Origin of the sequence: Streptomyces xiamenensis (assembly GCF_000993785.3) — a bacterium.
GTDB classification, from domain to species: domain Bacteria; phylum Actinomycetota; class Actinomycetes; order Streptomycetales; family Streptomycetaceae; genus Streptomyces; species Streptomyces xiamenensis.
The window spans coordinates 3,012,251-3,030,718 of the sequence record NZ_CP009922.3 but is presented as its reverse complement, the minus strand read 5'-3'; the positions used below and the strand labels follow the sequence as shown (position 1 = coordinate 3,030,718).

The 18,468-nt window shown below is 72.7% G+C and carries 21 protein-coding genes and 1 pseudogene; 11 read left to right on the top strand and 11 right to left on the bottom strand.

Going from position 1 to position 18,468, the window contains the following annotated elements:
- Position 1: 1 nt before the first annotated feature.
- From paaD to paaA, 4 genes are read right to left on the bottom strand one after another with little or no spacing between them, the layout of a single operon-like run.
- Entirely contained in the window at positions 2-538 is a 537-nt protein-coding gene (gene paaD, locus SXIM_RS13860; RefSeq protein ID WP_375877979.1) for a 1,2-phenylacetyl-CoA epoxidase subunit PaaD, read from the bottom strand.
- On the bottom strand, positions 535-1,212 hold the full coding sequence (gene paaC, locus SXIM_RS13855) for a 1,2-phenylacetyl-CoA epoxidase subunit PaaC (protein WP_046724190.1): 678 nt from the start codon (positions 1,210-1,212) through the stop codon (positions 535-537). The genes paaD and paaC overlap by 4 nt, the downstream gene beginning before the upstream one ends.
- Positions 1,209-1,496, bottom strand: coding sequence for a 1,2-phenylacetyl-CoA epoxidase subunit PaaB (paaB, locus tag SXIM_RS13850; protein ID WP_030732874.1), 288 nt, complete (start codon positions 1,494-1,496; stop codon positions 1,209-1,211). The genes paaC and paaB overlap by 4 nt, the downstream gene beginning before the upstream one ends.
- Positions 1,493-2,473 carry a 1,2-phenylacetyl-CoA epoxidase subunit PaaA gene (gene paaA / locus SXIM_RS13845; RefSeq protein ID WP_046724188.1) on the bottom strand — a complete coding sequence of 327 codons (981 nt, stop codon included), beginning with the start codon at positions 2,471-2,473 and terminating at the stop codon, positions 1,493-1,495. The genes paaB and paaA overlap by 4 nt, the downstream gene beginning before the upstream one ends.
- Positions 2,474-2,613: 140 nt before the next feature.
- On the opposite strand from paaA, the gene SXIM_RS13840 reads away from it, so the two are divergent.
- The 3 genes from SXIM_RS13840 to SXIM_RS13830 are packed head-to-tail and all read left to right on the top strand — an operon-like array spanning position 2,614 to position 5,467.
- Complete coding sequence (locus SXIM_RS13840) at positions 2,614-3,345, top strand: DUF5819 family protein (RefSeq protein ID WP_030732868.1); 732 nt, start codon at positions 2,614-2,616, stop codon at positions 3,343-3,345.
- The gene (locus SXIM_RS13835) at positions 3,342-4,688 is read left to right on the top strand and encodes an HTTM domain-containing protein (RefSeq protein WP_107047015.1); all 1,347 of its coding nucleotides are present in this window, start codon (positions 3,342-3,344) and stop codon (positions 4,686-4,688) included. Before SXIM_RS13840 ends, SXIM_RS13835 begins: the two co-directional genes overlap by 4 nt.
- Positions 4,670-5,467: a TrmH family RNA methyltransferase gene (locus SXIM_RS13830; RefSeq protein WP_046725650.1), complete on the top strand. Its 798-nt coding sequence runs from the start codon at positions 4,670-4,672 to the stop codon at positions 5,465-5,467. The genes SXIM_RS13835 and SXIM_RS13830 overlap by 19 nt, the downstream gene beginning before the upstream one ends.
- 69 nt (positions 5,468-5,536) lie before the next feature.
- Here SXIM_RS13830 and SXIM_RS13825 read toward each other — a convergent pair whose 3' ends face one another.
- Genes SXIM_RS13825 through SXIM_RS27425 form a run of 3 tightly spaced genes read right to left on the bottom strand, consistent with a single transcriptional unit; the run spans position 5,537 to position 6,167 of the window.
- On the bottom strand, positions 5,537-5,722 hold the full coding sequence (locus SXIM_RS13825) for a hypothetical protein (RefSeq protein ID WP_030732861.1): 186 nt from the start codon (positions 5,720-5,722) through the stop codon (positions 5,537-5,539).
- Positions 5,719-5,994, bottom strand: coding sequence for a DUF7848 domain-containing protein (locus SXIM_RS13820; protein ID WP_046724185.1), 276 nt, complete (start codon positions 5,992-5,994; stop codon positions 5,719-5,721). Before SXIM_RS13820 ends, SXIM_RS13825 begins: the two co-directional genes overlap by 4 nt.
- Entirely contained in the window at positions 5,991-6,167 is a 177-nt protein-coding gene (locus SXIM_RS27425) for a hypothetical protein (RefSeq protein ID WP_168222767.1), read from the bottom strand. The genes SXIM_RS13820 and SXIM_RS27425 overlap by 4 nt, the downstream gene beginning before the upstream one ends.
- A gap of 94 nt (positions 6,168-6,261) precedes the next feature.
- Between SXIM_RS27425 and SXIM_RS13815 the strand changes: the two genes are divergently transcribed.
- The 3 genes and pseudogenes from SXIM_RS13815 to SXIM_RS13805 all read left to right on the top strand — a co-directional run bounded on the left by SXIM_RS13815 (position 6,262) and on the right by SXIM_RS13805 (position 8,377).
- Positions 6,262-7,527 (top strand): helix-turn-helix domain-containing protein, encoded by a 1,266-nt coding sequence (locus tag SXIM_RS13815; protein ID WP_046724184.1) that lies wholly within the window; start codon positions 6,262-6,264, stop codon positions 7,525-7,527.
- A gap of 102 nt (positions 7,528-7,629) precedes the next feature.
- Positions 7,630-7,842: a DUF4287 domain-containing protein gene (locus SXIM_RS13810; RefSeq protein WP_046724182.1), complete on the top strand. Its 213-nt coding sequence runs from the start codon at positions 7,630-7,632 to the stop codon at positions 7,840-7,842.
- 80 nt (positions 7,843-7,922) lie between these two features.
- Positions 7,923-8,377, top strand: a pseudogene (locus SXIM_RS13805) (hypothetical protein).
- A 193-nt stretch (positions 8,378-8,570) separates the two neighbouring features.
- Here SXIM_RS13805 and SXIM_RS13800 read toward each other — a convergent pair.
- Both SXIM_RS13800 and paaN read right to left on the bottom strand, forming a co-directional pair.
- Complete coding sequence (locus SXIM_RS13800; RefSeq protein ID WP_046724180.1) at positions 8,571-9,530, bottom strand: GlxA family transcriptional regulator; 960 nt, start codon at positions 9,528-9,530, stop codon at positions 8,571-8,573.
- Between the two features lie 24 nt (positions 9,531-9,554).
- Positions 9,555-11,198, bottom strand: coding sequence for a phenylacetic acid degradation protein PaaN (gene paaN / locus SXIM_RS13795; protein WP_046724179.1), 1,644 nt, complete (start codon positions 11,196-11,198; stop codon positions 9,555-9,557).
- Positions 11,199-11,322: 124 nt separating this feature from the next.
- Here paaN and SXIM_RS13790 point away from each other — a divergent pair, with 124 nt between their 5' ends.
- The gene (locus SXIM_RS13790; RefSeq protein ID WP_030732847.1) at positions 11,323-11,925 is read left to right on the top strand and encodes a TetR/AcrR family transcriptional regulator; all 603 of its coding nucleotides are present in this window, start codon (positions 11,323-11,325) and stop codon (positions 11,923-11,925) included.
- Positions 11,926-12,060: 135 nt separating this feature from the next.
- On the top strand, positions 12,061-13,407 hold the full coding sequence (locus SXIM_RS13785) for a nitric oxide synthase oxygenase (RefSeq protein ID WP_078846916.1): 1,347 nt from the start codon (positions 12,061-12,063) through the stop codon (positions 13,405-13,407).
- A gap of 50 nt (positions 13,408-13,457) precedes the next feature.
- On the opposite strand, the gene SXIM_RS13780 is transcribed toward SXIM_RS13785, so the two are convergent.
- Together SXIM_RS13780 and SXIM_RS13775 are read right to left on the bottom strand one after the other, a co-directional pair.
- On the bottom strand, positions 13,458-14,102 hold the full coding sequence (locus SXIM_RS13780) for a dihydrofolate reductase family protein (protein ID WP_030732841.1): 645 nt from the start codon (positions 14,100-14,102) through the stop codon (positions 13,458-13,460).
- Positions 14,103-14,184: 82 nt separating this feature from the next.
- Complete coding sequence (locus tag SXIM_RS13775; RefSeq protein ID WP_030732838.1) at positions 14,185-14,703, bottom strand: Lrp/AsnC family transcriptional regulator; 519 nt, start codon at positions 14,701-14,703, stop codon at positions 14,185-14,187.
- Between the two features lie 157 nt (positions 14,704-14,860).
- On the opposite strand from SXIM_RS13775, the gene pdhA reads away from it, so the two are divergent.
- Genes pdhA through SXIM_RS13760 form a run of 3 tightly spaced genes read left to right on the top strand, consistent with a single transcriptional unit; the run spans position 14,861 to position 18,383 of the window.
- The gene (gene pdhA, locus SXIM_RS13770; RefSeq protein WP_078635514.1) at positions 14,861-16,036 is read left to right on the top strand and encodes a pyruvate dehydrogenase (acetyl-transferring) E1 component subunit alpha; all 1,176 of its coding nucleotides are present in this window, start codon (positions 14,861-14,863) and stop codon (positions 16,034-16,036) included.
- Positions 16,033-17,031 (top strand): alpha-ketoacid dehydrogenase subunit beta, encoded by a 999-nt coding sequence (locus SXIM_RS13765; RefSeq protein ID WP_030732833.1) that lies wholly within the window; start codon positions 16,033-16,035, stop codon positions 17,029-17,031. The genes pdhA and SXIM_RS13765 overlap by 4 nt, the downstream gene beginning before the upstream one ends.
- A gap of 5 nt (positions 17,032-17,036) precedes the next feature.
- Positions 17,037-18,383: a dihydrolipoamide acetyltransferase family protein gene (locus SXIM_RS13760; RefSeq protein WP_046724177.1), complete on the top strand. Its 1,347-nt coding sequence runs from the start codon at positions 17,037-17,039 to the stop codon at positions 18,381-18,383.
- Positions 18,384-18,468 lie beyond the last annotated feature (85 nt).

Sequence of the window (18,468 nt, the reverse complement as noted above, 5' to 3'; positions counted from 1 at the left end):
CTCAGATCTCCTTCATGTGGTCGAAGGGCTCGGCGCACTGGGCGCAGCGCCGCAGCTCCATGCACGCGGTGCCGGAGAACCGGCTGATCAGCGGGGTGTCCACGGCATCGCAGCGCGGGCAGTGGATGGCCAGGGTGAGTGGTGTGCCCGCTCCGGCGCCGCCACCGCCCCGGGGCGGGGCGATCCCGGCGGCGCGCAGCTTGCGGCGCCCGCTGTCGGTGATGTCGGCGGTGGACCACGGCGGGGTCAGCACGGTACGGACCACCACCTCGGCGACCCCGGCCGCGCGCAGCGCCGTGCCGATGTCGGCGGCCATGGTCTCCACGGCCGGGCAGCCGGTGTAGGTGGGGGTCAGTTCCACCTCGGCGCGGCCGGGGGCGGGCAGCCGGACGGCGCGCAGTACGCCGAGTTCGGCGAGGGTGAGGACGGGCAGTTCCGGGTCGGGCACGGCTCCGGCGACCGCGTACAGTTCGCGCTCGCGCTCGCTCACCACACCGGGCGCCGTACCGGCCGCCGTGGGCCGCTGCGCCCCGCTCACCACACCGCCCCGGGGTGGCTGCGGTGCAGGTGCTGCATCTCGGCGAGCAGCCGCCCGAACGGCTCGGTGTGGATGCCGTGCCGCCCGCCGCCCGCCGACCAGGCGGTGCGCGGCGGCGGCCCCTCGGGCGGGGTGAGGGTCGCGGTGTTCAGGGTGGCGGTCACCCGCTCCCGCCACGGCTCGGCCAACTCCTCGTTGGTGTCGAACAGTTCACTGGTGTACGGCCACAGCGCGTCCACCGCCCGCTGGGTGCGCGCGTGGCTCTCCGCCGTGCCATCGCCGAGCCGCACCGTCCACAGTTCGGCGTGGTCGCGGTGGTAGGCGGTCTCGCGCACCGCCTTGGCCGCCAGCGGCAGCACCGGGGCGAGTTGCTCGTACCGCAGCTCCTGCCACACCGAGAAGTACAGCTGGCGGACGATGGTGTGCGCGAAGTCGCCGTTGGGCCGCTCGACCAGCTGGACGTTGCGGAAGTCGCGTTCGTCGCGCCGGTAGGCGAGTTCGTCCTCGTCACCGACCAGGGAGAGCAGCACCCGGGCCTGCCCCAGCAGGTCGAGGGCGATGTTGGCCAGCGCCACCTCCTCCTCCAGCACCGGGGCGTGGCCCGCCCACTCGGCCAGCCGGTGGGAGAGGATCAGCGCGTCGTCGCCGAGTCCGAGCAACTCCTCCCGATTCACAGGTGCTTCACCCCGTCCGGGATGGTGTAGAAGGTCGGGTGCCGGTAGGTCTTGTCGGCGGCCGGGGCGAAGAACGGGTCCTGTTCGTCCGGGGAGGAGGCGGTGATCGCCGCCGCCGGCACCACCCACAGCGAGATCCCCTCGCCGCGCCGGGTGAACAGGTCGCGGGCGTTGCGCAGGGCCAGTTCGGCGTCCGGTGCGTACAGGCTTCCGGCGTGGGTGTGCGCGAGTCCGCGCCTGCCCCGGACGAACACCTCCCACAACGGCCAGTCCTCGGCGCTCATACGGCCACCACCTCCTGCTCCGCCCGGCGTTCGCGTTGTTTGTCCGCGTGGGCGGCGGCGGCCTCGCGCACCCAGGCGCCCTCGGCGTGCGCCCGGCGCCGCTGTTCGAGGCGTTGCTCGTTGCAGGGCCCGGCGCCGCGCAGCACCGCCTTGAACTCGGCCCAGTCGATGGGCCCGTGGTCGTAGTGGCCGCGTTCCTCGTTCCAGCGCAGTGCCGGGTCGGGGAGGGTCAGCCCGAGGCTCTCGGCCTGCGGGACGCAGATGTCCACGAAGCGCTGGCGCAGTTCGTCGTTGGAGTGCCGTTTGATCTTCCAGGCCATCGACTGCCGCGTGTGCGGGGACTCTGCGTCCGGCGGCCCGAACATCATCAGCGAGGGCCACCACCAGCGGTCGATCGCGTCCTGGGCCATCGCGCGCTGCGCGTCCGTGCCGCGCGCCAGCGCCAGCAGCAGTTCGTACCCCTGCCGCTGGTGGAAGGACTCCTCCTTGCAGACGCGCACCATGGCGCGCGCGTACGGGCCGTACGAGCAGCGGCACAGCGGCACCTGGTTGGTGATCGCCGCCCCGTCCACCAGCCAGCCGATCGCGCCGACGTCTGCCCAGGTGAGGGTGGGGTAGTTGAAGATCGAGGAGTAGCGCTGGCGGCCCTCGTGCAGCGCGTCGAGGAGATCGGCGCGGGCCACGCCGAGGGTCTCGGCGGCGCCGTACAGGTAGAGGCCGTGCCCGGCCTCGTCCTGCACCTTGGCGATGAGGATCGCCTTGCGGCGCAGCGAGGGGGCGCGGGTGATCCAGTTCGCCTCGGGCTGCATGCCGATGATCTCGGAGTGGGCGTGCTGGGCGATCTGCCGGATCAAGGTGGCGCGGTACGCGTCGGGCATCCAGTCGCGCGGCTCCACCCGTTCGTCGGCGGCCAGTGTCCGCTCGAACGCTTCCGTCAGTCGCGCGGTGTGCGGGTCATGGGTGTGCGGGTCCGTCATGGAGCGGTCCTCCCGTCGATCCTCACCGACCGATCGTTCGGTCTGATGGTGGACGGAGGGCACGAACGTGTCAAGGCGGCGCACGACAGGTAGTACCGTGCTCGGGTCAAGCATGTGCAGTCTGGGGGAGCCGGCGGAGCATGGTGCCAACCGATCAGAACGATCAAGCCGATCAGTCAGGACCGGCCCGGGGTGGGACGGCGCCGCGGGACACCGCGACCGTACGGCTCGGCAGCCTGTCGCTGCCCGCCCGGCTGACCATCGCGCTGGGCATCGGGGGCCTCGCGGTCTTCGCCGCCTGGCACGCGTTCGCCGCGTTCCTCTTCGTGGCCCCGTCCAACACGATCACCAAGGATCACGGACCGGCCATCCGCGGCTACATCTATCCGGAGTTCGAACAGAACTGGAAGCTGTTCGCTCCCAACCCCCTCCAGCGCAACGTCGCCGTCGAGGTCCGCGCCGAACTCACCGACCCCGCCGACGGCAGCATCGAGACCACCGACTGGATGGATCTCACGGCCATCGACGTCGCCCACATCCGGCACCAGCCCCTGCCCAGCCACACCGCCCAGAACGAACTGCGCCGGGCCTGGGACTTCTACGTCTCCTCGCACGACGAGGACGGCGCCCCGCGCGGCCTGCGCGGCGAGCTGTCCGAGCAGTACGTCAACCGCATCGCGCTGCTGCGGCTGAGCGAGAACCTCGGCTACGACCTCGACACCGTGGAACGCATCCAGCTGCGCTCGGCCACCACCCGCGTCCCGGCGCCCGCCTGGAGCGAGGAGAACATCGACACCACCACCGGCTACCAGGAGCTGGAGTGGCGCACGGTCCGCGCCGAGGACCTGCCAGGCGGGGGGAACACCCAGTGAGCACACCGAGCACCCCCCGTACGCCGGACGCCTCGGGCACCCCGAACACGCCGGGCACACCTGCCTCCGAACCCCCACCCTCCCCCTTCGCCGGACTCGGAAAAAAGTTCGACGCCTCGCTCGGCCGGGGGATCGGCCACATCACCCGCCGCGCCCTGGGCCCGTACCAGACGGCCATCGTACGGATCGGGTTCGCCGCCACCTGGCTCATCTTCCTGCTGCGCGAATGGCCCCACCGCTCCGAGCTGTACGGCCCCGACAGCCCGTGGGGCTGGGACATGGCGCAGCGCCTGCTCGCCGACAACGGCGCCTTCACCGTGCTGATGTGGTCCGACTCCACCCTGTGGTTCGAGTTCGTCTACCACGCCGCCATCGCCGCCAGCATCGGCATGCTGCTCGGCTGGCGCACCCGGCTGATGAGCGTGCTGTTCATGCTCGGCGTGCTGTCCCTCCAGAACCGCTCCATCTTCATGGGCGACGGCGGCGACAACGTCATCCACCTCATGGCCATGTACCTGGTGCTGACCCGCTGCGCCCAGGTGTGGTCACTGGACGCCCGCCGCCGCGCACGGCCCGGCCGCACCGACCGCGCCGACATCGTCGTGTGGTCGGTGACCGGCGCCGCCCTGCTGGCCTCCCTGGTGAGCGGCAACCTGACCAGCCCCGTCTGGTCGCTGTTCCTGACCGGCCTGTGGCTGGTGTTCGCGGGCTGGTGGCTGCTGGAGCGGTACGCGCCGGCCGGTGAGCCGCGCACGGTCGCCGACATCCTCGGCAACCTCACCCACAACGCGACCCTGCTCATCATCATGTTCCAGGTCTGCCTGATCTACGCGACGGCCGGCTGGTACAAGATCCAGGGCTCGCGCTGGCAGGACGGCACCGCCGTCTACTACCCGATGCAGCTCGACTACTTCACCCCGTGGCCCATGCTGACCGACCTGCTCAGCAACAGCGGACTGGTGGTGATGGCGCTCTCGTACGGCACCGTCTTCGTGCAGATCGCGTTCCTGTTCGCGCTGCTGAACCGGCGCGCGAAGAACGTCCTGCTGTTCCTGATGATCGGCGAGCACATCGGCATCGCGGTGCTGATGGGGCTGCCGTTCTTCTCCCTCGCGATGATCGCGATGGACGCCGTGTTCCTGCCCACCGCGTTCCTGCTGTGGCTGGGCTCGCGCACCGGCCGGGTACGGGACCGGCTGCTGCGCCGACCCCGACCGGGCGGGGGAGCGGCACCCACCGGCACGGCGGCGCCCGCCGGGGCCGCGCCCGGATCCGTACCGTCCCAGCTCCCGATCCCGCCGCAGGCCCCGCGCGACACCCCCGCCTGGGCGGACAAACCGTGAGCGGGACGGAACTGCCGAGCGGGACCGTCCTGCTGGACGGCTTCCACGCGCTCAAGCACGCCCTGCGCTTCGGCGCGCACATCACCGAGGCGCTGACCACCGACAAGGCCGCCGCCCTCACCCTGGCCGGGCAGCTCGCCCCCGACCTCACCGACCGCCTGGACGCGCTGCTGACCGAGGTACCCGCGCCGCAACTGGCGGCCCTCTCCCCGCGCCCGCACCCCACCGGTGTGGCCGCCCGCGCGCTGCGCCCCGCCCAGCACCTGCCCGACACCGGACGCACCGCCCCCACCGTCGTCCTCGACAACCCCCGCCACCTGGGCAACATCGGCGCCGTCATCCGCCTCGCCGCCGGCAGCGGCGCCGCCGGCGTCATCACCACCGGCACCACCGACCCCTGGCACCCCAACGTCGTACGCGCCGCCGCCGGCCTGCACTACGCGCTCCCCGTCGCCCACCGCGACGGCCCGGCCCAGCTGCCTCCCGGCCCGCTCTACGCGCTCGACCCGGACGGCGCGGACATCCGTACCCTCACCACCCCCATCCCGCCCGACGCGCTGCTCGCCTTCGGCTCCGAACGCCACGGCCTGTCCGCCGCGACCCGGGCCCGCGCCACCCACCTCATCGCGCTGCCGATGCGGCCCGAGGTCTCCAGCTACAACCTGGCCACCAGCGTCGCCATGACCCTCTACCACTGGCTGCTCACCTCGGCCCCGGCAACGGGCGGGGCCGGGCCCGAGCGCGGGCCGCACCACGGCCCGGACGCCGCGCCGCACTGAACCCGCGCGGCGCCGCCACGCATCACGCGTGGCGGCGAACGGCGACGGCGGCCCGGTACGCTGCCACCCTCACCCCGGAGGAGCCGCCAGGCCCACGACCAGCCCGATGAGCCCGGCCAGGCCCGCGGCACAGGCCACCCCGCCGAGGAACAGCAGGCCACCGGCGGTCGGATGAGCCGCGTACGGATCGAGGGCACCGTCCTCCTCCAGCCGCCCCCGGCAGACCCGGCACACCCCCGCATCCGCCCGCGTCACTCCCCCACCTCCCGTTCCAGCTCCAGCAGCGGGTTGCCCGGCCCCGGATCCACCCGCAGAAACCACTCACTCACCAGCCGGAACACCCGGTGCCCCGGCACCGCACCCGTGTGCGTCAGCGCCCAGCGCTCCACCCCCACCGACTCGTCCCGCACCACCCCCGACTCCGCGCCGCAGGTCAGGCACACGGTCCGGAAGATCCCCCGGGGCACGCCCTCCCCCGTCTGCTCCGCCAGCACCCAGGCGGCCCCGGCCACCACGAGCCGCCTCACAGCGCCTCCACGTCCTCGGGCAGCACGCACCACTCCCGCCCCCCACCCTCGGGCCGCAACCACACCCACCCCACCTGGTGATCCATCACCCGGCCGGTCAGGTCGCGGACCGTGTCCCGCACCACCGAACCGATCTCCGGTTCCTTCTCCGGCCGCTGCCGCTCGCCACTCATCCGGACGGTCTCCTTCCGCAGGGGGAGAAGCCTTGCGCGGAAGAGCCGGGCAAACCCATCCCAACTCCCTATAGGACGGCCCTATAGTCGGCGCATGGGCACTGGTGACACTCCGGATCTGTGGTCTCACCCACGGCTGTCGGCCGCCGCCCGGGAGGGCGACTGGGGCGCGGTCCTGCGGACCTACCGGTCGCTCACCGGCCTGAGCCAGACCCGGATCGGCGAACGGACCGGCCTGGCCCAGCCCGATGTCTCCGCCATCGAGCGCGGGCGACGCGCCGTCACCTCCGCCGAGGTGCGGCAGCGGATCGCCGCCGGGCTCGGGATGCCGAACGCCCTGCTCGCCGGGCCGGACGGACCCTCATCGGCACCATCACCCCCCGTCGCGTCTCTTGCCCTCGGCGGCGCCGCCCCCGACGCCGACCTGTTGGAGCGCATCACCGGAACGGTGCGCGAGGGGCGGCGGGTTGACGCCCCGACGCTCGACTGGCTCGACCGGCTGCTGGCCGAACACCGCCGCGCCGAGGACACCATCGGCTCGCGCCCCCTGATGTCAGTGATGAGCCAGCAACTGTCCACGGTCGTGGATCTGCACGCGGGGGCGCGTGGCCCCCTGGGGCGCCGCGTGGTCCGGCTGGCGGCCGAGCACGCACAGTTCATGGCCTGGATGACGCACGACCAGGACAACACCGCCGCCGCGCTCGCCTGGTACGACCGCTCCCACGAGTGGGCGCTGGAGGCGGGAGAGGCGGGCCTGGCCGCCACGACGCTCAGCATGAAGGCCCACATGGCCTGGTCCAAGCACCGGCCGGGGCGCTGCGTACGGCTCGCGGAGGCCGCCCGGTGGTCGGCCCCCGGCGCCTCGCCGGGCGTGCGGGGCATGGCGGCCCAGATGGCGGCCCGGGGTCACGCGCTGGGCGGTGACGCGTCGGCCGCCCACCGGCTGCTGGACGAGGCCCAGGAGCTGATCGGCCGGGCGGCCCTGCGGCCCGAGGACGAACCCCCGTGGATGTACTTCTACGACGAGACGTGGTTCACCCTGCAACGCGGCATGGCCGACATGCATCTGGGCGACTGGCCCCGGGCGATCGAACGGCTCACCACCGGGCTCACCGGCCTGCCCGCCGACTACCGCCGGGACCGCGCCTGGTACCGCTCCTGCCTCGCCGCCTGCCTCGCCCGGCAGGGCGAAGCGGCGGCCGCCCTGGACCTGGCGGTCGCCACGGCCCCGGACGCCGACGCGGTGGGCCGTCCGTACTCCTGGCAGCATCTGCACACCACTGCCGCGACACTGTTGCGCCGCCGCGCTCCGGAGGGGCGCGCGCTGGTCGCCGTGCTCAAGGAGTACGGCAGCCCCTGACCACCGGTGCGCGTCCCCGATGGCCGGCTCCCGAACGCGTCCATGGGCGGCCGGGCTCTCAGCCCTCGCGGCGCTGTCAGTGGTGGCTGCGATGCTGCGGGTATGGCTGACAGTGTGAAGGGCCCCGCGAGTTATTTCCCGTCGATCGAGAAGACGTACGGCAGGCCGATCGCCGAGTGGAAGACGCTTCTGCGCGCTTCGCCCCTGGCCAAGCACGGGGAACTGGTCTCCTGGCTCAAGGCCGAGCACGGCCTGGGGCACGGGCACGCCAACGCCCTCGTCGCCCACACCCTGGCGGAGGACAAGGCCAAGTAGGCGGGCCGCTGGCGGGAATCCGGCGGAAGGTGGCAGCGCGGGGCGTGTTGCCCTCGCGGCCCGGTTCATAGCGTCGGGTGGTGAACAAGTTTCTGCTGAGTGTCCATGTGCTGGCGGCCATCATCGCGATCGGTCCGGTGACCGTCGCGGCCAGCATGTTCCCCCGTACGTCCGCAAGGCGGTGGCCGACCCGGACGATCAGCGGACGGCCGCCGCGCTCGGGCTGCTGCACCGGATCTGCCGGGGGTACGCGGCGGTCGGCATCGTCGTGCCGGTCTTCGGGGTGGCCACCGCCATCGGGCTGGGGGTGCTCACGGACACCTGGCTGGTCGTCTCGATGGTGCTGACCGCCGGGGCTGCGGCCGTGCTGCTGGGACGGGTACTGCCGGTACAGGCACGGCTGCTGGCACCGCGGGGGGACACGGCGCTCCAGGAGAGCAGGCGGCTCGGTATGACGGTGGGCGTCTTCAACCTGCTGTGGGCCGTGGTCGTGGTGCTGATGATCGTGCGGCCGGGGTCCACTACGGGCGTGTGATCAGTCCTTCACAGTCCCCGACATGCCTCCCGCTGCCGGCCGACCCCAAAGATCTGTCCCACGGTGAGCACGCCGGGCCTGGTCCGGACGGCGGCGGACACCGGCCTGGCGTCCTCCGGCAGATGCACCGCCCCCCTGTATGCGGCGGTGGGCAGGAGGGAGCCCAGGACGGCGGAAGCGTCCCGCAGGCCCACTAGACCTTCGCGCGGAAGGCCCTGCGGTAGGCGCGGGGGCTGACGCCGACCACGCGGGTGAAGCCGTCCCGGAAGGAGGTCGGCGAGCCACAGCCGACGTCTACCGCGATCCGTTCGACGGGCCGGTCGGTGGTCTCCAGCAGGGCCTGGGCGTGCCGGATGCGGACGCGGTGCAGCCAGCGCATCGGGGTGGTGCCGGTCTGTTCGCGGAACCTCCGGTTGAGGGTGCGCACCGACAGCGCGGCGTGCCCGGCGATGGCGGCCAGGGTCAGGTCGCGGTGCGCGTTCTCGCGCAGCCAGGCCAGCAGCGGTTCCAGCGAGGAGCCGTCCGGGGCGGGCGGCTCGTGGTTGATGAACTGGGCCTGGCCGCCGTCCCGTTCCAGCGGGCTGACGGCCGCGCGGGCCACATTGGCGGCGACCGCCGCTCCGTGGTCGCCCCGGATCATGTGCAGGCACAGGTCGAGGCCGGCGGAGGCCCCGGCGGAGGTGAGTGTGCGGCCGTTGTCGACGTAGAGCACGTCGGGGTCGACGGTGATCGCCGGGTAGCGGGCGGCCAGCAGCGCGGTGCCCATCCAGTGGGTGGTGGCCCGCTGCCCGTCGAGCAGCCCGGTGGCCGCCAGCAAGAACGCGCCGGTGCAGATCGAGGCGACCCGCGCGCCCCGGTCGTACGCGGCGCGCACCGCGTCCCGTACCCCCGGCGGCAGCGGGTCGGGCGGATCGTCGACGCCGCTGAGGATCACCGTGTCGGCGTCGGCCAGCGCCTCAAGTCCGTGCGCCACCCGGACGGTGAACGGCCCGGCCGCGATCTCCGCGCCCGGGGCCGTACCGCACACCCGTACCCGGTAGGCGGGGCTGCCGTCCGGGAGCCGCGCCCAGCTGAAGGTGTCGACGGGGTTCGACAGGTCGGAGGGCACGACCCCTTCCAGGGCGAGCACCGCCACGCTGTGGGAGGGGGCCATACCCCGGATTATCCAGACCCCGGATCAGCCGGGCCGGCGCACCTGCACCGTACGGAACCTGGGGGTGACGAAGGCGGCGTCCACCAGGGCGGCGTTGGCGGCCGGGTTGCCGCCGGAGCCGTGCAGGTCGGCGAAGGCCGCGGTCTGGTTGACGAAGAGGTCGCCGGTGAGGTTGAGGGAGAGTTGCGCGCGTTCGTCGAGGCAGACGCCGACCAGTGCGCGTTCGACGTCGGGGGAGGTGGTGTAGCCGGAGACGGTCATGGCGCCGTGGGTGCGGATGGTGCGGCGCAGGACGGCCAGGGATTCGGTGGTGGAGGCGGTGGCGACGGCGAAGGCGATGGGACCGAAGTACTCGGCCTCCACCGGTTCGGTGCACTTGACCAGCAGCGGGGTGCGGATGGTCGCCTCGGGGTGTTCGGGGTGTTTGACGGTGCGGGAGGGCAGGGCGACCTCGCCGAGCGCGGCGGCGCTCTCCAGCCGGTCCAGGACACCCTGGTTGACGATGGCGCCGAGCAGTCCCGCGGCGCGGGTGTCGTCCCCCAGCAGCCGGTCCACGGCGGCGGCCAGATCGGCGACGACCTCGTCGTAGGTGCGGTGTCCGTCGTTCTCGGTGGTGATGCCGGCGGCCGGGATCAGCAGGTTCTGCGGGGTGGTGCACATCTGGCCGCTGTAGAGGGAGAGCGAGAAGGCGAGGTTGGCGAGCAGGCCGCGGTAGTCGTCGGTGGAGTCGATGACGACGGTGTTCACGCCCGCCTTCTCGGTGAACACGCGTGCCTGGACGGCGTTCTCCTCCAGCCAGTCGCCGAACGCGGTGGAGCCGGTGTAGTCGATGAGCGCCACCTCGGGGCGCAGCGCGAGCGTCTTGGCGCTGCCCTCGCCGTCCCGTTCGGCCGCGAGCGCCACGAGGTTGGGGTCGAAGCCGGCCTCGGCGAGCGTCTCGCGGGCGATCCGTACGGTGAGCGCGAGCGGCAGGACGGCGCGCGGGTGCGGCTTGACGAGCACCGGGTTGCCGGTGGCGAGGGAGGCGAAGAAGCCGGGGAGGCCGTTCCAGGTGGGGAAGGTGTTGCAGCCGATGAGGAGGGAGACGCCCACCGGTACGGGGGTGAAGTCGTTGGTGAGGCGCAGCGTGCCGCGCCGTCCCTGGTCCTTGGCCCACGGCGCGCGCTCCGGCGTGCGGGTCTGTTCCTGGTAGGCGTGCGCGATCGCTTCGAGCCCTCGGTCCTGGGCGTGCGGGCCGCCGGCCTGGAGGGCCATGACGTACGCCTGGCCGGTGGTGTGCATGACGGCCTGGGCGAACTCGGGGGTGCGGGCGCTGATCCGGTCGAGGATCTCCAGGCAGGTCAGCGCGCGCTGTTCGGGGCCGGCGTCGCGCCAGGCGGGTACGGCGTCGAGCATCGCGGGCAGCAGGATGTCGGGGTCGGGGTGCGGGTAGCTGATGCCGAGGGGGAAGCCGTACGGGGAGACCTCGGTGCCCACCCAGTCGTCGGTGCCGGGCTGGCCGGGGGCTTCGAAGCGGCCGCGTTCGCGCAGCGCGGCGAAGGCGGCGGCGCCCGCCGTCCCGTCGCCGTACGCCTTGGGGTGTTCGGGGTACGGGGACCAGTACGAACGGGTCCGGATAGTCTCAAGTGCCGTGTCCAGCGTGGCGCGATGGCGCTGCGAAGATGTCATGGCCGGGACCAACTCCTCGTCGGCGGCAGTCAGGGTCGAGTGCGTCGGACATGCACGATACTGCTACCGAACGATCGGTCGGGCAAGACCGCGGAAGCGTGAAGAGGAAGAGGGAGAGCGCCCAGTGAGCGCGAGAGCCACGTACACGCCGGAGACCTTGCTGGAGGTCGCGGTCGCGGTGTTCAACGAGCGCGGCTACGACGGCACCTCGATGGAACACCTCTCGCAGGCCGCCGGGATCTCCAAATCCTCCATCTACCACCATGTGCGCAGCAAGGAGGAGCTGCTGCGGCGCGCCGTCAGCCACGCGCTGGACGGGCTCGCCGCCGTGCTGGAGGAGCCCGGCGCCCGGCAGGGCCGGGCCATCGACCGCCTGGAGTACGTGACGCGCCGCACCACCGCCGTCCTGATGCGGCGGCTGCCGTACGTGACGCTGCTGCTGCGGGTGCGCGGCAACACGGACACCGAGCGCTGGGCGCTGGCGCGGCGGCGGGAGTTCGACCAGCGGGTGGCGGCGCTGCTGCGGCAGGCGGCGGCGGAGGGGGATCTGCGGCCCGAAGTGGACGTACGGCTGGCCGCGCGGCTGCTGTTCGGGATGATCAACTCGGTGGCGGAGTGGTACCGGCCGCCGTCCGAGGAGGACCAGGACGCGCTGGGCGTGGTGGACGAGGCCGTGGTGGACGCCGTGGTGAGCACCGCTTTCGCAGGGCTGCGGCTGCACCGCTGAGCCCGCGCGCCCACCTGCCGTGGGCAAAGCGGTCCGGCATGTGCCACACATCAACTACTGTTATCGGCCAACCACTTTATTGACGGGGGCGTTGTCCGAGCCGCGCGCGCCAAGCACGCTTACCCCGGGGAGCCCATGAACAACGACCGTCTCATTGGACGCGCGCTCACCGCGCACCACCCGGACCAGGCACCGGGGAAAGCGCCGGGACAGGCGCCGGCGCAGGCCACGGGACCGGCCAAGGCACCCGCGCAGCCGCCGGCGACGCGGCCACGGGTGCACGGACCGGCACCCACCCGGGCCCAGGCCCCGACACCGCCGCCCGCGCGGGAACCGGCGCAGGACACGAGCCCGCCGGCCCAGGCCGACTGGGACGAGGCGCAGGACTTCATCCGCCTCTTCTACTCCGAACACCCCGACCAGCCGCTCCCCCTCACCCTGCGGCTGCACCAGGTGCGCGAACACATCGAACACACCGGCTCGTACCGGCACACCACCGACGAGCTGACCTTCGGCGCCCGGGTCGCCTGGCGCAACTCCAGCCGCTGCATCGGCCGCCTGTACTGGAAGAGCCTGCGCGTGCTGGACCGGCGCACCGCGCAGACCCCCGAGGAGATCCACACCCACCTGTGCGACCACCTGCGGGTGGCCACCAACGAGGGCCGCATCCGCCCGGTCATATCGATCTTCGCGCCCGAGACCCCGTACCGCGAGGCCCCCCGGGTCTGGAACAGCCAGCTGATCCGGTACGCCGGCTACCGCCGCCCCGACGGCACCGTCATCGGCGACCCGGCGCACGTCGAGTTCACCGAGAAGGTGCGCCAGCTCGGCTGGCAGGCGCCCGGCGGCTGGTTCGACGTCCTGCCGCTGGTCATCCAGGTGCCCGGCGACAAGCCCCAACTGTTCGACGTGCCGCGCGAGCTGGTGCTGGAGGTGCCGATCGAGCACCCCGCCTACCCGCAGATCACCCGCATGGGACTGCGCTGGCACGCGGTCCCCGCGATCTCCCACATGCGGCTGTCCATCGGCGGCGTCAACTACCCGATGGCGCCCTTCAACGGCTGGTACCTGGGCACCGAGATCGGCGCCCGCAACCTCGTGGACGCCGACCGCTACAACCTCCTGCCGGTCATCGCCCGGCTCCTCAACCTGGACACCAGCAGCGAGACCACGCTGTGGCGCGACCGCGCCCTGGTCGAACTCAACATCGCCGTCCTGCACTCCTTCGCGGCCGCCGGCGTCAAGGTCTCCGACCACCACACCGAGTCCCAGCGCTTCCTCACCCACCTGGCGCGGGAGGAGGAACAGGGCCGCATCGTCCCCGCCGACTGGAGCTGGATCGTCCCCCCGATCTCCGGCGGAATCACGCCCGTCTTCCACCGCTACTACGACGAGGCGGAAATGCTCCCGAACTTCTACCTGGACGACGACGCCAGGGCCCGCAGCGAAGGCAAGTGCCCGGTCCAGCACCACGCGTACTGACCCGGGCCGGCCCGCGCCCGCCCCGGCAGCCGGTGGCCGGTGGCCGCCGCCTACGCGTCGGCGGCGAAGGAGCCGTAGGTCGGCTTGCCGGCCGGGCGGTAGGTCTGGATCGTGATGCCGCTGGCCGTCACCGTGGAGTTGACCAGCTTCATCGCCGTCGGAGTGGAGCCCTCCGGGAAGAGGCGCTTGCCGGTGCCCAGCACCACCGGGTAGATGAACAGCCGGTACTCGTCGATCAGCCCGGCCCCGTGCAGGGTCTGCGCGAAGTCGCCGCTGCCGTGAATCTGGAGCTCCCCGCCCGGACGCTGTGGCTCGCGCTGCTTCAGCGTGGCCACCTCCGCCACCACGTCCGCGCCCAGCTGCGCCGAGTTCCGCCACTCCAGGCGCAGCTCGGGGGTCCGGGAGGCCACGTACTTGGGCAGGCTGTTGAGCATCTGCGCCACCGGAGGCTCCTCCGGATCGGGAACGTTCGGCCAGTACGAGGCGAAGATGTCGTAGGTGCGCCGCCCCAGCAGATAGCCCTCGCCCGCCCGGAACCAGTTCGCGACCACTTCGCCGAACTGCTCGTCCGCGTACGGGAACGTCCAGCCGCCGTGCGGAAAGCCGCCGCTGGTGTCCTCGTCGGGGCCGCCGGGCGCCTGCATGACGCCGTCGAGACTGAGGAAGGTGTGCAACGTGACCGGGGTGCCCATCATGCTCTCCTGAGACGTGTGCGGTGCGGGTACGGACGCTGAGATCTCGTTCTCTCACAGGGCGGACCCGGCACCGGGCGCAAACTCACCGGCGTTCGGGCGGTGTCTTCTCCACCTGCCGCACCGGGCGCCGTTCGGGCAGCAGATCCGTTTCTTCGAACACCAGCAGCGTGCGGGTGCTGATCACCTCCGGAATGGCCTGGATGCGGGTCAGCACCAGCTCCCGCAACTCCCGGTTGTCCCGCGTGTGCACCAGCAGCAGCACATCGAAGTCCCCGCTGACCAGCGCGATGTGCGCGGCGCCCGGCAACCGCTCCAGGCGGGCCCGTACCGTGCGCCAGCTGTCCTGGACGATCTTCAGCGTGATGTACGCCGCAGCCCCCTGCCCGGCCCGCTCCTGGTCGACGCGGGCCGTGAAGCCCCGGATCACCCCGTTCTCCAGCATCCGGTTGATGCGGGCGTACGCGTTCGCCCGGGAGATGTGCACCCGCTGGGCGACCTCACGGACCGAGGCCCGCCCGTCCGCCCGCAGGTGCAGCAGGATCGCGCTGTCAATGGCGTCGAGGGGTCTGGCGGGGTTCGAAGTCATCTGGTCCTCCGGCATATGGAGCGGCCTCCCCTTTCTGGACGTACTGCACCCATAGCACGCCAATCGGGGCCAGCAGTCCACAGCGCCCGACCGGCTCTGGCCAACCTGCCTCATCAACCGAACAATCGGTAGGGAGATGGAGCAGGAGACGCGAGAGGGGAGGCGCGGACCCATGACCGTGCTGCACGAACCACAGACGTCGTCACCCACCGGACCGACTGCCACCGAACCGGCCACCACCGGCGACGCCGCCGCAGGACCCCCGCCCCCCTGGCGGCGCGGCCCCCGCACCGACCCGGCGCCGCTGCTTCCGGAGACCGAGCCGTACCACGTCCTCGGCACCCCCCGCGAACGGCCCGACGCCGACCCCGGGCTGTGGCGCGCACTCCACCGCCAACTCGTCCTGGGCCGCCGCTACAACCAGCAGGCCACCGCCCTCACCCGGCAGGGCAGGCTCGCCGTCTACCCCTCCTCCACCGGCCAGGAGGCGTGCCAGATCGCCGCCGCGCTGGTACTGGCCGAACAGGACTGGCTGTTCCCCAGCTACCGCGACACCCTCGCCACCGTCGCCCGCGGCCTGGACCCGGTCGCCGCGCTCGGACTGCTGCGCGGCGACTGGCACACCGGCTACCGGCCGCACGCGCACCGTATCGCCCCGCTGGCCACCCCGCTGGCCACCCAACTGCCGCACGCGGTCGGCCTCGCCCACGCCGCCCGCCTCAAGGGCGACGACGTGGTCGCCCTGGCGCTGGTGGGCGACGGCGGCACCTCCGAGGGCGACTTCCACGAGGCGCTGAACTTCGCCGCCGTCTGGCAGGCACCGGTGGTGTTCCTGGTCCAGAACAACGGCTTCGCCATCTCCGTACCCCTCGCCCGGCAGACCGCCGCCCCGACCATCGCCCACAAGGCCGTCGGCTACGGCATGCCGGGGCGGCTGGTGGACGGCAACGACGCACCCGCCGTGTACGAGGTGCTGGCCGAGGCCGTGGGGCGGGCCCGCGCGGGTGGCGGGCCGACCCTGGTCGAGGCGCTGACCTACCGGCTGGAGGCGCACACCAACGCCGACGACGCCACCCGCTACCGGGAGGACGCGGAGGTCGCCGCCTGGCGCGAGCACGATCCGCTGCCGCTGCTCACCGACGCGCTGCGCCGACACGGGCTGCTGAGCGAGGAACACGAACAGGCTGCCCGGGACGCCGCCGAGGAGATGGCGGCCGGGATGCGCGAGCGCCTGAACGCCGAACCGGTGCTGAACCCCGACGAGCTCTTCGCCCACGTCTACGCGCGGCCGACCACCCAGCTCACCGAACAGGCGGCGCGGCTGCGGCAGGAGACGAGGACCCGATGACGATCACCGAAGCCCGTTCGGCCACCCTGGCGGAGGCGCTGCGCCGCGCGCTGCGCGACGCGCTCGCCGAGGACCCCTCGGTGCACCTGCTGGGCGAGGACATCGGCACGCTGGGCGGGGTCTTCCGCGTCACGGACGGCCTGGCGGCGGAGTTCGGGGCCGATCGGTGCGCCGATACGCCGCTGGCCGAGGCCGGCATCCTGGGCACCGCCACCGGCATGGCGATGTACGGGCTGCGGCCGGTGGTCGAGATGCAGTTCGACGCGTTCGCCTATCCGGCGTTCGAGCAACTGGTCTCGCACGTCGCCCGGATGCGCAACCGGACGCGTGGCGCGATGCCGATGCCGCTGACGATCCGCATCCCGTACGGCGGCGGCATCGGTGGCGTGGAACACCACAGCGACTCCTCCGAGGCGTACTACATGGCCACTCCGGGGCTGCACGTGGTCACGCCGGCGACGGTCGCCGACGCGTACGGGCTGCTGCGGCAGGCCATCGCCTCCGACGATCCGGTGGTGTTCCTGGAACCGAAGCGGATGTACTGGTCCAAGGACGCGGTCGATCTGGACGCGCCGCCGCAGGTGCCGCCGCTGGGGCGGGCCGTGGTGCGCCGCCCCGGTACCTCGGCCACCCTCATCACCTACGGTCCCTCGCTGCCGCTGTGCCTGGCGGCGGCGGAGGAGGCCCGCGCCCGGGGCTGGGACCTGGGCGTGGTCGATCTGCGCACCCTGGTCCCGTTCGACGACGCGACGGTGTGCGCGGAGGTACGGCGTACGGGGCGGGCGGTCGTGGTGCACGAGGCGACCGGTTTCGCGGGGCCGGGCGCCGAGATCGCGGCCCGGATCACGGAACGGTGCTTCCATCACCTGGCCGCGCCGGTGCTGCGGGTCACCGGCCACGACATCCCGTACCCACCGCCGCTGCTGGAACGGCACCATCTGCCGGACACCGCCCGGATCCTGGACGCGGTGGCCCGCCTCCAGTGGGAGGAGTGAGCGCCATGACCGAGACGTTTCTCCTCCCGGACCTGGGCGAGGGCCTCACGGGGGCCGAGATCGTGCGCTGGCTGGTGGAGGTCGGTGAGGCGGTGACGGTCGACCAGCCGGTGGTGGAGGTCGAAACCGCCAAGGCGATGGTCGAGGTCCCCTGCCCCTACGCGGGCGTGGTCACCGAGCGGTTCGGCGCGGTCGGCGAGGAAATCCCGGTCGGCTCCCCCCTGATCAGCGTCGCCCACCCGGCGACCGCCCCCGGCCGGGGTCCGACGACGGGCACCGGCACGGACCCGGCCGATGGCACCGGCACCGGCACCGGCCCGAACGGCGCGAGCCGTGCGAACGGCCACGGAACGCTCAGCGCCCCGCCGAACGGCGAATCGTCCGGCGGCGGTTCCGGTCAGGTCCTGGTGGGCTACGGAACCGGCACCACCACCTTCCCCGGGGCCTCTCCCCCGCCCCCTCCCTCCGCCTCCTCGGCGCCCGCCCGGTCGGCGGTCGCGGTGATCTCGCCGCTGGTGCGCAAGCTCGCCCGTGACCACGGCATCGACCTGCGGACCGTGCAGGGCTCCGGGCCCGACGGCCTGATCCTGCGGGCCGACGTCATGGCACGCACCGCACCGCCCACACCCGCACCACCCACACCCGCGTCGGCGTCCCCGCGCGGCCAGGACCCGGCCGGGACGGCGCTGCGGACTCCGCTGCGCGGCATCGCCGCTGCCGCCGCCGCCAAGCTCAGCCGCAGCAGGACCGAGATCCCCGACGCCACCTGCTGGGTGGACGCCGACGCCACGGAGCTGCTCGCCGCCCGACGTGCCACCGAACTCCCGCTGCTCGCCCTCCTCTCCCGGATCTGCGTCGCGGCCCTCGCCCGCTATCCGCAGCTCAACGCCACCTTCGACGCCGCCACCAACGAGATCGTCACCCTTCCCGCCGTCCACCTCGGCTTCGCCGCCCAGACCGACCGCGGCCTGCTGGTCCCCGTCCTGCGCGACGCCCACACACGCACCACCCGTGAACTGGGCGCCGAACTCGCCCGCCTCACCGAGACCGCCCGCGCCGGCACGCTGTCCCCCGCCGAACTCACCGGCTCGACCTTCACCCTCAACAACTACGGGGTCTTCGGCGTCGACGGCTCGACCCCGATCCTCAACCACCCCGAGGCGGCCATGCTCGGCATCGGCAGGATCGTTCCCAAGCCGTGGGCCCACGAAGGCGAGCTGGCCCTGCGACACGTCGTCCAGCTGTCGTTCACCTTCGACCACCGCGTCTGCGACGGCGCGGTCGCCGGAGGCTTCCTGCGCCACGTGGCCGACCGGGTGGAATCCCCCCTCTCCCTCCTCGCCGACCTCTGAAGCCGCCCCCATTCGGACCTTCGCCGGGCCGCGCCCCCCAGCTACTGGGGGCGGCTCCCGGCCGAAGGCCGACTCGACCTTGAGG